Source organism: Pseudomonas sp. NFACC25 (genome assembly GCF_900100935.1).
GTDB classification, from domain to species: domain Bacteria; phylum Pseudomonadota; class Gammaproteobacteria; order Pseudomonadales; family Pseudomonadaceae; genus Aquipseudomonas; species Aquipseudomonas marginalis.
This window is the reverse complement of record NZ_FMUC01000013.1, coordinates 126,103-138,970: the sequence shown is the minus strand read 5'-3', so window position 1 is coordinate 138,970 and position 12,868 is coordinate 126,103. Positions and strand designations below refer to the sequence as shown.

Annotated in this window: 14 protein-coding genes and 1 tRNA gene; 8 read left to right on the top strand and 7 right to left on the bottom strand. The window is 58.6% G+C overall.

Annotated elements, in window-relative coordinates; all coding sequences use genetic code 11:
* Nucleotides 1–104: 104 nt before the first annotated feature.
* From BLQ09_RS24810 to BLQ09_RS24780, 7 genes are all read right to left on the bottom strand, one after another.
* Nucleotides 105–410: a hypothetical protein gene (locus BLQ09_RS24810; protein WP_092358859.1), complete on the bottom strand. Its 306-nt coding sequence runs from the start codon at nt 408–410 to the stop codon at nt 105–107.
* Entirely contained in the window at nt 407–661 is a 255-nt protein-coding gene (locus BLQ09_RS24805; RefSeq protein WP_092358857.1) for a helix-turn-helix transcriptional regulator, read from the bottom strand. The genes BLQ09_RS24810 and BLQ09_RS24805 overlap by 4 nt, the downstream gene beginning before the upstream one ends.
* Entirely contained in the window at nt 654–1,157 is a 504-nt protein-coding gene (locus BLQ09_RS24800; RefSeq protein WP_092358856.1) for a MerR family transcriptional regulator, read from the bottom strand. The genes BLQ09_RS24805 and BLQ09_RS24800 overlap by 8 nt, the downstream gene beginning before the upstream one ends.
* A gap of 67 nt (nt 1,158–1,224) precedes the next feature.
* Nucleotides 1,225–1,893, bottom strand: coding sequence for a hypothetical protein (locus BLQ09_RS24795; protein ID WP_092358854.1), 669 nt, complete (start codon nt 1,891–1,893; stop codon nt 1,225–1,227).
* Nucleotides 1,894–2,193: 300 nt separating this feature from the next.
* Nucleotides 2,194–3,435 (bottom strand): tyrosine-type recombinase/integrase, encoded by a 1,242-nt coding sequence (locus BLQ09_RS24790; RefSeq protein ID WP_092358887.1) that lies wholly within the window; start codon nt 3,433–3,435, stop codon nt 2,194–2,196.
* A gap of 168 nt (nt 3,436–3,603) precedes the next feature.
* Nucleotides 3,604–3,680, bottom strand: a tRNA-Met gene (locus BLQ09_RS24785).
* 361 nt (nt 3,681–4,041) lie between these two features.
* On the bottom strand, nt 4,042–4,593 hold the full coding sequence (locus BLQ09_RS24780; protein WP_027606911.1) for an RNA polymerase sigma factor: 552 nt from the start codon (nt 4,591–4,593) through the stop codon (nt 4,042–4,044).
* Nucleotides 4,594–4,855: 262 nt separating this feature from the next.
* Between BLQ09_RS24780 and sctW the strand changes: the two genes are divergently transcribed.
* Genes sctW through sctR form a run of 8 tightly spaced genes read left to right on the top strand, consistent with a single transcriptional unit; the run spans nt 4,856 to nt 12,862 of the window.
* Nucleotides 4,856–5,944 carry a type III secretion system gatekeeper subunit SctW gene (sctW, locus tag BLQ09_RS24775; protein WP_169899173.1) on the top strand — a complete coding sequence of 363 codons (1,089 nt, stop codon included), beginning with the start codon at nt 4,856–4,858 and terminating at the stop codon, nt 5,942–5,944.
* The gene (gene sctV / locus BLQ09_RS24770) at nt 5,941–8,034 is read left to right on the top strand and encodes a type III secretion system export apparatus subunit SctV (protein WP_027606910.1); all 2,094 of its coding nucleotides are present in this window, start codon (nt 5,941–5,943) and stop codon (nt 8,032–8,034) included. The genes sctW and sctV overlap by 4 nt, the downstream gene beginning before the upstream one ends.
* Before the next feature lie 34 nt (nt 8,035–8,068).
* Complete coding sequence (locus BLQ09_RS24765) at nt 8,069–8,977, top strand: FHA domain-containing protein (protein WP_027606909.1); 909 nt, start codon at nt 8,069–8,071, stop codon at nt 8,975–8,977.
* Nucleotides 8,974–10,332, top strand: coding sequence for a FliI/YscN family ATPase (locus tag BLQ09_RS24760; protein ID WP_027606908.1), 1,359 nt, complete (start codon nt 8,974–8,976; stop codon nt 10,330–10,332). The genes BLQ09_RS24765 and BLQ09_RS24760 overlap by 4 nt, the downstream gene beginning before the upstream one ends.
* Nucleotides 10,319–10,747 (top strand): type III secretion system stalk subunit SctO, encoded by a 429-nt coding sequence (locus tag BLQ09_RS24755; protein WP_027606907.1) that lies wholly within the window; start codon nt 10,319–10,321, stop codon nt 10,745–10,747. The genes BLQ09_RS24760 and BLQ09_RS24755 overlap by 14 nt, the downstream gene beginning before the upstream one ends.
* A complete protein-coding gene (locus tag BLQ09_RS24750) occupies nt 10,744–11,205 on the top strand; it encodes a type III secretion system HrpP C-terminal domain-containing protein (protein ID WP_027606906.1) in 462 nt (153 codons plus the stop codon). Before BLQ09_RS24755 ends, BLQ09_RS24750 begins: the two co-directional genes overlap by 4 nt.
* Nucleotides 11,199–12,212, top strand: a complete 1,014-nt coding sequence (locus tag BLQ09_RS24745) for a FliM/FliN family flagellar motor switch protein (RefSeq protein ID WP_027606905.1) — start codon at nt 11,199–11,201, stop codon at nt 12,210–12,212. Before BLQ09_RS24750 ends, BLQ09_RS24745 begins: the two co-directional genes overlap by 7 nt.
* Nucleotides 12,209–12,862, top strand: a complete 654-nt coding sequence (gene sctR, locus BLQ09_RS24740) for a type III secretion system export apparatus subunit SctR (RefSeq protein WP_027606904.1) — start codon at nt 12,209–12,211, stop codon at nt 12,860–12,862. Before BLQ09_RS24745 ends, sctR begins: the two co-directional genes overlap by 4 nt.
* Nucleotides 12,863–12,868: the final 6 nt, after the last annotated feature.

Here is a 12,868-nt window from a genome sequence, read left to right as displayed (position 1 = left end):
GCAACCACAAGCGAAGCTTGAAGATTTGCTGGGGGCGAAATACATTGATTGGGCATCTAGATTTACCTCCAACGCCCCCGGTTGCCGCCGGGGGCGTTTTCATTTCAGGCATGAATTTCCCAGCGCAGGTGGAGCAGCGGTAGATAGCCGCCCTCGATCATCGAATGTGCATACTCATAGGCAGCTGCTTTTTGGTCATCCTCGATAGCGACGAGGCTGAGTTTTTCTGTATGCATAGCGAGTACGCCCCAGTTGCCGTCAGGCCAGGTCATGACGGCGACAGCCCGGCCCAGGCTTTCATGCTTATTTCGATACCGGATGAGGCGCTGCATGGCTGCCTGAGACAGGCCGATTTCCTGAAGGAGAGAGAATGGGTGCAATGTCGCTTTATGGGCTACAGACGCTCTCATGCGGCCTCCTTGGCGCGCAGCGCGATGCGTGCTCGGACCCAGTTCTGAACTTCGCTTAAAACCCAGGCTACCGGCGCTCCACGAGCGTTGCTTTCGCTGAGTTTGACGGGGAGAGGAAAGCCGCTTTCCGGCTGGCACATCAGCTTGTAAATCGTGGATCTGGCGAGACCGACGATGGCTGAGACTTCGCCTATGCGGATCAGCGTAGTGGCTGGATCAAGTTGAAAGGGTAGAGGGTTCCGGTCAGTCATGATCGTCCCCCTCTGGCCCAAATGGGGTCGCATCCAAAGACAGAGTTTCATTCCTGGATTGGAATATCCACTGGACGACCTCGACAAGGCGATAACGGTATTGTCCTGCGATCCCTGTCGATGTGAGCGGCTTACCCCGGCGGCGCCAATCCGCAAGAGTTCCGTAGCCTATGCGCAGCGAATAACCGACCTGCCCCTCAGACAAAAAACCATGCGGGACACTCGCGAGCGGTTCTAAATCTCCGATGTTTTTGCTGCAACGGTACAACCAGCGCAATACCTCGGACCTTCGGTATTTGGGCCTGACGTCGACGTTCGTCCAGTTGAGAGGTCTACCCTTGCGGCGCCATTCCGCAAGGGTTTCGGGGCAGATGCGCAGTGCGTAAGCGACTTGCCCGCCAGTCAAAAAGTCATGCGAGCCGAGGGTGACGTTTGTCCGCGCCTGGGTGGGAGCAGCGGTGTTTAGCGATTCTGATGGAACGGCGTTTGCGTACATATCAATCTCCTGCGTATCCGTGATCGACAGGAGCGAATCTATTTACTCAACGGGAAGTGTGCTGAGTTCACTTCCGTTTTTTTTTGGCGGGCGGAAGCACTTTTCCCTCCCTAAGTATCTCTCTGATTCGTTTACCTGTTAGATCCCACCGCTTGGTCTTTACGGCCATCCCAACAATTTCGTGATCTTCGTGACCTTCCGATTGGAGGTGTGTGCCATACGCGCATATGTCCCTATCTCGCTCAGCGGTATCCGCGCGCCGGGACTCTCCTGACTTAACACCGCCGTTGACTTGCAAGGATAGGAGCGCAGCCTTGATTGGTTTCGTATCTAGCGCAACCAGTTGCGTCAACATCCAACCCAGCTCATTAAGTTCGGCCTTGGATAGAGCCATCTTCATGGACTTTTGAGCGAGTGCATGGGCGGTCCATGCAGAAGATATCCGAAGATGTTCACGGGGCGATTCGTCCTTGTAGTCTTCGTTTGCGATGGCCCAAAGGGTGTCGATCACTCTGAATGCTGGGCAGAGATGGTTCGGGTCTGTCAGCAGCCTCCGCCTAAGTAGATTGTCACCCTGATTATGTTCGTGAGGCGCTCGCATCTCCTCAGCTACAAAAACGAAGGCTGGGATCTCCGGCCACTTTGGGTAATCCCCCTGAAGAAAGCGCCAATGGCTTTCGATAGAGTAAATAAGGCCCCCGATGTGGTCCACGGCAAGATATTCATTGTCCGTCATACACCGCACCCCGCGTCCATAGTCCAGGCGCTACTCCCGCGCAGCAATTTGCCAACAGGGATAGATGGCGTTGCGTAACTGTCCCGCTGCTGTGCTGTTTTCTACGTACGGAGCTTACTAAAAAGCCGATATTCTCGGGTTTTCTCCTGGAACACCTTTTTTGTGTGGAACACCAGGTGTTCCAGCTAAAACAAAAAGGTGTTCCACCGCTGTAAGCCACGTAATACGCGGCTTTCAGCGTTTGTGGAACACCTGGAACACCTGGAACACCGTTTTTTGAGGGGGTACGGAAACGCATCATTATTCGACCCTGCCAAAAGTCCCTTCGATCACGTTACCTTTCTCTAGTCCATCGAGGTAATCGGCGTACCACTGCATCATCGTTGTACGCGGCGCCAGGTACTGGGCCTTGTTGTAAATTCCGCGCACACCTGGTGCCTTGTGACTGAGTTGGGCCTCAATATGGTCAGCATCAAATCGGTGTTCATTCAGGGCGGTGCTAGCGATGTGCCGAAACCCATGGCCTGTCTGTCGACCTTCATACCCGAGACGGCGTAGAGCCATTAGAAATACCGTGTCGCTTCGAGGTTTGGTGCGGTCGCTTCTGCCAGGAAAGAGTAGCGGGTAAGCGCCGGTCAGGACGTACAGCTCTTTGAGTGCTTCAACGGCCTGACGGCTGAGTGGTACTAAGTGCTCGAGGCCTTTCTTACGGCCTTTGCGTTCCACCGGGATTGTCCAAAGTTTTTTATCGAGGTCGAACTCGTCCCAGCACGCTTCACGTAGCTCACTGGGGCGAACAGCGAGGAGTGTCAGCAAGCGCAAGCCCAGTTGCACATCTTTGGCGTGAGGGTAGGAGCGAATGGCGCGGAGGAGGGCGGGCAGTTCTTCAATGCTGACGTGGGCATAGTTTTCGGGCTTACCTGCCGAAAGGAATTTATGCACGCCATCAAGTGGGTTGTTTATCGCCCGGCCGGTTACCCGAGCCAGGTCATAGATGTCTTTGCAGTAGGCTCTGACTCGGCTCATCTGCTCAAGGATGCCTTGTCGTTCCATTCCGCGTAGCAGTTCCATCCACTCCATCGACAGAATGCCTGTGTATGGGCGATTGCCGAAGGTGGGGAACACATGGCGCTCCAACGCACCTAAGACCCGTTTAGCGGTACCGGTATCCCAGGCGTTGAGCCGCGAGCTATGCCACTCCCGTGCGAGTGGCTCGAACGTATTGTTACTTGCCGCTAGCTCAGCAGCTCGGCGAGCCTGTTTAGTCGCCATTGGGTTCTTGCCGTCGGCTGCGTCGCTGCGCAGTACGGAAGCCTTCTGCCTTGCAAATGCGCCACTGACCTCTGGATAACCCCCGAGACCTAACCAGCTCCATTTGCCGGCTGGCGTTTTGTAGCGCAGTTGCCAGGACTTTTGACCGTCGGGTTTTACGCGGAAGTACAGACCGTTGCCGTCCTGCTCCCGGTATTCCTTGATGTCGGGCTCCAGGCTTGCCAGGACGGTGTCAGACAAGGGGCGGCGCTTGATTTCAGAACGCTTCATGGGCATGTATCCCCTGAGTTCTATTTTTTACCAAGGATACACAGGGGGATACACGGTGGGAAGGTATAGGGGTAGACAGAGGTGAACAGCCAGAAACAAGAAAGCCCGCACTAGGCGGGCTTCTTGGGGGTGTTTATAGACTGCTGTAGACATCTATAAACAGGTACTTGGTGGCTACACAGGGACTTGAACCCCGGACCCCAGCATTATGAATGCTATGCTCTAACCAACTGAGCTATGTAGCCAAGTGGCGCGCATTATTCGCGTAGAACGGGAATGCGTCAAGCATTTATTTTGAGTTTTTATCTACGCTTTCAATTGTTTATCGGAAATGAGCGAGTTGGGCGACGAGTGGTTGATGATTCGCTGCTTCTATGAAGGGACCCCCCTGGCGCCAGGCAATCCCTCGGCTGCTGGGCAAAGCAGCTCGTTGATCCTGCTTGCAACGGGACTGATCGCTCAAGGGGCTTGGGGCTGATGTTCGGTTTTGGCGGGATCGGTGCGACGCTGTCAGGGTGATTGGTGATCTTCCTGGCACGTACGAAAAAGGTCTGATTCGGTTGGGCAGATATCCCTTTCGCCCAACGCTTGGCCAGTCAGCCGGTTTTACGATTGGAACGGGTTCTGGGTGGTGCGCTTGAGCTGTTCGCGTGCTCGCGACAAGCGTGAGCGAACGGTGCCGATAGGGATGTCCAATACATCGGCGGTGTCCTGGTAGCTGCCGTCGGTTTCCAGCGAGGCGTACATCGTCCTGCGCATTTCCGTCGGCAGGTGGTCAATGGCGCTCAGGGTGTTCTCCAGGCGGCGGTTGATCTCAAACTCCCAATCCAGGTTGTTGTTTTCTTCCTGTCCATGCCACAACGATTCATCAAATTCGCAATGCACGGGTTTGGCATACATGCGCCTGAAGTGGTTGCGAATCAGGTTTTGCGCGATGCCGCACATCCAGGTGCTGAGCGAGGCGTTACCGCAGAAGCGCTCGCGGTTGCGCCAGGCCTCCAGGTACGTCAGTTGCAGAAGATCATCCGCATCTTCGGGGTTAAGTACGCGCTTGTGAATGAAGCGCCTGAGTTTTTTCTGCTGGTCGTCTGTCAGGTGATGCATGAATTGAGGCGAGCTGCCAACGAGGTGAGCTAAAGCTTCAATGGGGAGATTCATGTTTTTTTTCCTTAGGGTAGACGCAGTCGAGCGGGTGTCGACAGGTCCCCTTAGCACTCCCTGTGCCAATCGAAAAAAACACATAACTATATGATTTACATATATAAATATTTTTATTTGGTGGGTTTTTATGCAGTGATTTGCATGGGGCGCCTAAGGCTTTTGCAAGTTTTTTCAAATTCCTAGTGAGCACGGATTTTGATGGAACTGCATGGGGAGACGTTGCCACACAGGGAAACACTCTTCCTGTACTGGCGTGTCCATGGAACAAGTATCCCGTAAAACAACTGACCCTCGTAACGATGTGCGCACCCACCCCTCTGAGGGTGAAGCGGTTGTCAGCCATGCCTCAGCGCAAGTGCACACATCCGCGAAGGGCATCGATGAGCTTGCACATCTGTTTGGTCAGGAGGTGGAGCTCAACAGCCGGGCGCTGAACGAACGAAAGATGGTGGTACGCGTGCTCCCGGCCGAGCAGCTTGCGCAACTTTATGATCAGTTGGGCCATCCGGCCAAGAAAACCCTGGCTTTCCTCTCACTGCTCTTCAGGCAGCAATTGCAGGACAGACCGACTGTCGAAAAATTGCTGAAGCTTGCGGACGGGGACCCGGCGCGCGCGTTCGTGGTGCTCAAGCATGTGGTGGCCAAGGCAGACAGCGAGGGCCGCCCGTCCGACACTACGTTGGCGCGCGATGCAATTGCCAAGCTTGAGGCTCGTTTCAAAGGGGAGATCCAGGCCGGCCTGAACATTGCCTTGGCATTGCAGTCGGCCGGGGTCGACCCGCAGGAGCGCCAGGCACTGCGTGTGCTCTACTATGCCAGTGTGGTCACGCGCCAGTCCCTGTCGACGATGATGCAGGCTTTGCTGGGTGTATATGGTGGTGAGCAGTTCCACGTCGGGCTCAAGGTGATGCGTAAGGCTTTGGCGGATGACATCGCGGCCGCGGTGTCGTCAATGCCCACACCCCTGTTGCGCACTTTGCTGATGGGCCTGCGGGACTGCGGGCAACTGAGCAGCGTATTGGGCGGTTGTCACAAGCTGATCCAGCGCTTGAGTATCGAGCATAACGCCGTGAGCTTGTTGCAACGCCTGCTGGGGTATGCCGGCGCCGGTATCGCTGTCGATGAATTGCTGCGGTTGGGGGACGAACTGGGAGGCGGTCCGCTTGACCGTCAACTGATGTCCCTCAATGCCCTTTACCCTCTTTTTCAGCAATTTCCCCTAGCATTGTGGTCCGAAAAGCGAATACGCCTGGAAACCCTGCAGATCCTGCTGACGGTGATCGATGAACTGGACCGCGCCTTGCGTGGACCCACACGGTATGCCGGTGAACCGAGGCTGATGACGTGACCGCTCTGTCGGCCATCAACCGTGGGTTGCTCAAAGTGGCACAACGCGCCGAGGTGCTGGGCGCTGTGGTGGTCATGGCCATCGTATTCATCTTTATCGTGCCGTTACCCACCTGGCTGGTGGATATTCTGATCGCCCTCAATATTTGCATTTCGTGCCTGTTGATCGTGCTTGCGCTTTACCTGCCGGGCCCCCTGGCGTTTTCTTCGTTCCCCTCGATCCTGCTGTTGACCACCATGTTTCGACTGGCCCTGTCGATTGCAACCACGCGTCTGATCCTGCTGGAGCAAGACGCCGGCGATATCGTCGAGGCCTTCGGTAATTTCGTGGTGGGGGGCAACCTGGCGGTGGGGATGGTGATTTTCCTGATCCTGACCCTGGTTAACTTCCTGGTGATCACCAAGGGCTCGGAACGGGTGGCCGAGGTCGCGGCGCGGTTCAGCCTGGACGCCATGCCGGGCAAGCAGATGTCCATCGACAGTGACTTGCGTGCCGGCCTGATCGACGGCACGCAAGCGCGGGACAAGCGCGAGCAGTTGTCCCGTGAGAGCCAGTTGTTCGGTGCGATGGATGGGGCCATGAAGTTCGTCAAGGGCGACGCTATCGCGGGGTTGATCATCGTCGTGGTCAACCTGCTGGGTGGCTTCTCTACGGGCATGTTCCAGCACGGCTTGAGCGCCGCTGATTCAATGGCGTTGTATTCGGTGCTGACTATCGGCGATGGCCTGATTGCACAGATTCCGGCGCTGCTGATCTCCCTGACCGCCGGCATGATCATCACCCGGGTGGCGCCGGAGGGGCGCAAGGGCATCAGTAACATGGGGGCCGAAATTGCCCGGCAAATGACCAGCGAGCCCAAGAGCTGGATAATCGCTTCGGTGGGCATGCTCGCCTTTGCGATAGTGCCCGGTATGCCGACCGGGGTATTTATCCTTATTTCGCTGATAACCGGCACATTGGGGTATTACCTGATGCGCCAGCGTCAGCGAGAGGCAGCGCCCGCGGCCGAAGCCTCCGAAGCCGTGCGTCCCGAAGAGAACGGAAAAGAGGACTTGCGCGGGTTCGATCCGTCGCGCCCCTACCTGTTGCAGTTTCCCCCGGTTTTGCGTGGGACGCCTGAGGTGACGGAGCTTATTCATGGGATTCGCCAGTCCCGAAATGCACTGGTTGCCAATATCGGCCTGACCCTGCCGCCATTCGAGGTCGAGCTCGATGACTCGCTGGCCGCCGATGAAATGCGTTTCTGTGTGCATGAAGTGCCGATGGTCAAGGCCTCGGTTGTCAACTATCTGGCCGTTGAGCGTAACGCCTTGACGGTCGAGCCCGAGCATGGAATACCCGGGCTGGCCGAGCGTGATGAACAGGACTGGGTCTGGCTGGCACCGGATGATCCACTGCTCGACGATCCGCAACTGGAGCGCTTCACCGCGACCAGTCTGATCATCGAACGCATGAAGCAGGCCATGATGCTCAGCGGCCCGCAGTTCCTGGGGATCCAGGAGAGCAAGTCGATCCTCAGCTGGCTGGAGCACAACCAGCCGGAGCTGGTGCAGGAACTGCAGCGAATCATGCCGCTGTCGCGCTTTTCGTCGGTGTTGCAACGCCTGGCCAGCGAAGGTGTGCCGCTGCGGGCCGTACGGCTGATTGTCGAATCGTTGATCGAGTATGGCCAGCATGAGCGTGAACCGGAAGCATTGGCCGACTACGCGCGTATTGCGCTCAAGGCGCAGATTTTCCACCAGTACAGCGAGGCCGACGGCCTGCATGCCTGGCTGCTTTCACCGCATACGGAAAACATCCTGCGCGAGGCATTGCGACAGACCCAGACCGGGGTGTTTTTCGCGCTTGACGATGAGCACAGCGCTGCGTTGATCAGCCTGCTCAACCAGGCCTTTACCTTAAGGGCCAAGAGTAAAAGTGTGCTGTTGGTGGCGCAGGACCTGCGAAGCCCCTTGCGTACCTTGCTGCTGGAAGAGTTCAACCATGTCCCGGTGCTGTCGTTTGCCGAGTTGGGGAGCTCCTCCAAGGTCAAGGTGCTGGGGCGCATTGACCTGGGCCAGGACGAGCTGATGCGTGGTGCGGTGGCATGAGTATTCGGCCATGGCCAGCGTGGAGGTTGCGATGATGTTTGAGTTAAGGGTGCTTGATGGGCTGCGCCAGGGCGCTGCGTTGCCGTTATTTGGGGAGCGATGGAGTATTGGTGCGCACGCGGACGCTGACCTGATGTTGAACGATCCGGGAGTCGTCGAGCAGCATGCGTGCCTGCGGTTTATCGACGCCAACTGGTTGGTGCAGGCCGAAGCCGGACTGTTGCGAGACCCCGAAGGCCAGGTACTGGCGCAGATCGCCAAACTGGAACTGAATGTGCCGTTTACAGTGGGAGGGGTGCGGCTGTGCGTGACCTTGGCCGAGCAACCCTGGCCTCAACCCGCAGCCCCTGCTCCGGTAGCGCCGGTAGTGCCGCTAGCGGCCGATGTGCCTGCGCAGGTGATGACGTTATCGTCAATCTCGCCCTCCCAGCAGAAGCGCCTGATCAGCCTGGTGCTGGTGGTGACGGTAATCATTGTGGCAGTGGGCATGGTTTCCACTGGGGAGCGTGAGGCGCAGGCTTCGCTGATGCCGCCCGCGGTGCAGAAACAGGAATTGGCTTCGTCTTTTGAAGTACGCCAGCAGTTGTTGAAGATGCTCAGCGAGCGTGAGTTGAGTCAGCGGGTCACCTTGCAAGTGATCAATGACCAGGTGGCGCTCAATGGAGAGGTCTCACAGGACGAGGTGGAGCTGGTAGCGCGCATGCTCAGCCGTTTTGGCGAGCAATTCGACAGCTCGGTGCCGGTGATCAGCCGTGTGCGTGTGCGCGACGGCACACTGCCATTCAGGATTGTGCAAATCGTCGGCGGGCCGAATGGTCACGTGGTCCTGGAAGAAGGCAGCCGACTGTTTGTGGGCGACGAAGTGGAAGGGCTGCGGCTGGTGCTGATCGACAACGGCAAAGTGGTTTTTGATGGTGCGCAGCGTTACGAGGTGCGCTGGTGAGTGCGGAACTGCAAGCTCGTCTGGACGCCTGGCAACAGCGTCAGGCCCAGTCACTGAGCACCTTTGCACCGGTGACGATGCGTGGCCGAATCCAGCGCGTCAACGGCATGCTGCTGCAGTGCCGGCTACCCCAGGCGCGTATCGGCGATTTGTGCCAGGTGGAAAAAAGTCCGGGCGACTACATGCTCGCCGAGATCATCGGCTTCGATCAGCAGGACGCGGTGCTCAGCGCCTTGGGTAATTTGGAAGGCGTGCGGGTAGGTGCTGGAGTGGAGCGCCTTGGGGTATCGCATCGAGTCCAGGTCAGCGAGGCCCTGTTGGGCCAGGTGCTGGATGGTTTTGGGCGGCCGATTACGGGGCAGGGCGTGAGTGCGTTTGTCGAGGCTGACTTACCGGATACCAGTGCGGTGTTGTGTGAAGCGCCGTTGCCCACTGAACGGCCGAGGATTAACCGTGCACTGGCCACCGGCGTGCGTTCGATCGATGGCCTGATGACGATTGGCGAGGGGCAGCGTGTAGGCCTGTTCGCCGGGGCCGGTTGTGGCAAGACCACCCTGCTGGCCGAGATCGCGCGTAACGTCGAGTGCGATGTCATCGTGTTCGGCCTGATCGGCGAGCGGGGGCGGGAGCTGCGTGAATTTCTCGACCATGAGCTCGATGACCAGCTGCGCGCCAAGGCGGTACTGGTGTGCGCCACCTCCGATCGCTCCAGCATGGAGCGCGCCCGCGCCGCGTTCACGGCCACGGCATTGGCCGAAGGTTTTCGGCGCAAGGGGCAGCGGGTATTGCTGCTGATTGACTCCTTGACCCGTTTCGCCCGGGCCCAGCGTGAGATCGGCCTGGCTGCCGGCGAACCCCTGGGGCGCGGAGGTTTGCCTCCTTCGGTATACAGCCTGCTGCCACGACTGGTGGAGCGTGCCGGGTTGACGCGTGACGGTGTGATCACCGCGATCTATACGGTGCTGATTGAGCAGGACTCCATGAACGATCCGGTGGCCGACGAAGTTCGCTCGCTGCTCGATGGGCATATCGTGCTGTCCCGCAAGCTTGCCGAGCGTGGGCACTACCCGGCGGTGGATGTGTTGGCAAGCCTTTCACGGATCTTGAGCAACGTCGCGGAGCCGGAGGACATCCAGGCGGGTACGGCATTGCGACGGTTGTTGTCGGCGTACCAACAGATCGAGCTGATGCTCAAGCTGGGAGAGTATCAACCCGGCAGCGATGCCCTGACCGATCTGGCGGTGGACAGCCGTCAGGCGGTCGACGGGTTCCTGCGCCAGGACTTGCGTGTGCCTACGCCGATGGTGGCGACGCTGGAGCAACTTAAGGATCTGACCGCCCATGTCCCATTCTGATGTGCTTCTCGGTGAAGTCGAGACGTTGCGGCGCCTGCGCAGGCACAGAGCTGACCGCGCCGAGCGCGCCCTGCGTGAGGCCAGGCGCGCCCAGCAGGCCCTGCTTGCACATATCCAGCAGGCTAAGGATGCGCTTGAGCAGACTCGGCAGGAGGAGGCCCGGCAAAGTGCTGAATTGCTCAGTCAGCATCAGGGTCAGGTGCTGAGCCTCAAGGCCTTGAAATCTTGGGGCGCGCAGGAGCGCTCCCTATCTGCCAGTACTCAGCGGGAGATAGGCCAGTTGGAGGCGTTGCGGGGCCAGCAGGGGGAAAGCGAAAGTCGGGTTGGCAGCGCCCAGAAACACGTCACGGAGTGCCTGCGGCAGGTGGAAAAACTTCAGGAGTTATCCCTCTTACTGGCTCAGGAGCCGACATGACCCAGGTTTCAAATAAACCCACTGAGCGTCCGCGCCAGCGCGAGCCGCGGGACGAGCGTGAGCCGGGGGCCACGACAGCCGTGTCCATGGAACTCGGGCGATTATTCACTCAATTTTTTACTGGAGACGATGGCGGCGCTGGTGTGGGGACTGCCTTATCGGGCAAACAGGCGTGTACCGGTATAGCCCTGATCGAGGCGCTTGCCGAGCAACTGGCGCCTCGTGTGCAGGCTGCGTCGCAGTGGCCGTTGCAGGCGGTGCTGTACTTGCCTCGCCTGGGGCGGATCAACGCCAGCGTGCGCCGCGAGCAGGGCGCCTGGACGATCGAGCTGGAGGCGGAGCAGGACGCTACGGCGCGCTGGCTTTGCGGTGTACGCCAACAGTGCGAGGGTCGATTCGCGGGAGCGCTGGGGCTGCCGGTGAACTTGCTGATGCCCAGCGTCGGTTGCGCATGCTGATGCCGGCGCTGACCTTTCCCTTGATTAATAGCGATACGGTTGCCGCGCGCCGTCGATTGGGGCGCGGCCTGCGCCTGCCGTTCAAGGTGGCCGGGCAGGCCGGCGAGTTGCTGATTGAGCCCGGGCGTGCCCCAGCTGGCGGCAAGGCTTTGTGCTTTGAGACGGTGTGTGGCGTGCTGGCGCTTGTAGAAGCAGGGCCGTTGCTCAGTCTGCTGGGTGAGTGCCCGGTGACCCTGTCCCAGGTTGGCAACGATCCGGACTCCTGGTTCTGGGCCTTGTACCAGTACCACATGAGTCCCCAGGTGCGGGCGCTGCTGGGTTATGTGCGCTTGCTGGAAACGGATCGACCCAAGGGGTTTGGCTGCCGGCTCAGTGTGACCCAGGGGGCGTCCCGGGTTGAAGGCTACCTATGGTTGACCCCCCAGAGTTTCCTGGCCTTGTGTGAGGCAGGGCCTTGGCGCGCCACTGCGGCAGCTTTGCCGGCGCCGTTTCAACTGGCAATCGCCGTGACCCTGGGCCGCGTGCAGTTACCGATTGCGCAGGTGCGCAGCCTGCGTACCGGTGATGTGCTGGTGCTCGGCCCGTATTTTTTTTCCGCCCAAGGCAGCGGCTACGTGCAGGTTGGCAGGCAACGTTTGCATGGCCGCATTGACGATGACACCGGGCCGTTGTGCCTGGCGCTTACTTCTATCGAGGACTCGTCTGTGGACGAACATTTTGCAGCGCCCCATTACTCGGCGCATGAGGATGATGAACCGGTCGTGGATGTATTTGGCCACGAACCATTCGATGAGTTGAGCATGGCGCTGAATGTGCGCTGTGGAACGCTGAACCTTACCTTGGGCGAACTGCGTAACCTCGCGCCCGGTTCGGTATTGGGCATTAGCGGTTACGCTCCCGGCATGGCCGGCCTGTATTACGGCGATCGGCCGATTGGCCAGGGGCAGTTGGTGGAAGTCGATGGGCGCCTGGGGTTGCAGTTGTCTCGCGTGATGTTCGGCCGATGAGTTTGCAGGGGATAGACCCCCTCATTCTGGCGGTATTCCTGGGGGCATTAACGCTGATGCCCATGCTGTTGATCGTCTGCACATCGTTCTTGAAGATCGTCATCGTGCTGATGATCACCCGCAATGCCATCGGTGTGCAGCAGGTACCGCCCAGCATGGCCATCAATGGCATCGCGTTGGCGGCCACGCTGTTCATCATGGCACCAGTGGGTTATGAGATCGCCGAGAGCGTCAAGGCATCGCCCCTGGACATGAGTAACGTGCAAACGTTTCTGCAGACGGGCAATGAGGCCATCACACCGTTACGCGCATTCATGCTGCGCAATGTGGACCCGGATATATTGACGCACCTGCTGGAAAACACCACGCGCCTCTGGCCTGCACAAATGGCGCAGGAGGTGCAACGCGAAGATCTGATCCTGGTGATTCCGGCTTTCGTGTTGTCGCAGCTGCAGGCAGGGTTCGAGATAGGCTTCTTGATCTATATCCCCTTCATCGTGATCGACCTGATTGTTTCCAACCTGCTGCTGGCGCTGGGCATGCAAATGGTCTCGCCGATGACCATTTCCCTGCCGCTCAAATTGCTGTTGTTCGTGTTGGTGTCGGGTTGGTCACGGTTGCTCGACAGCTTGTTCCTCTCCTATCTCTGAGTGGCG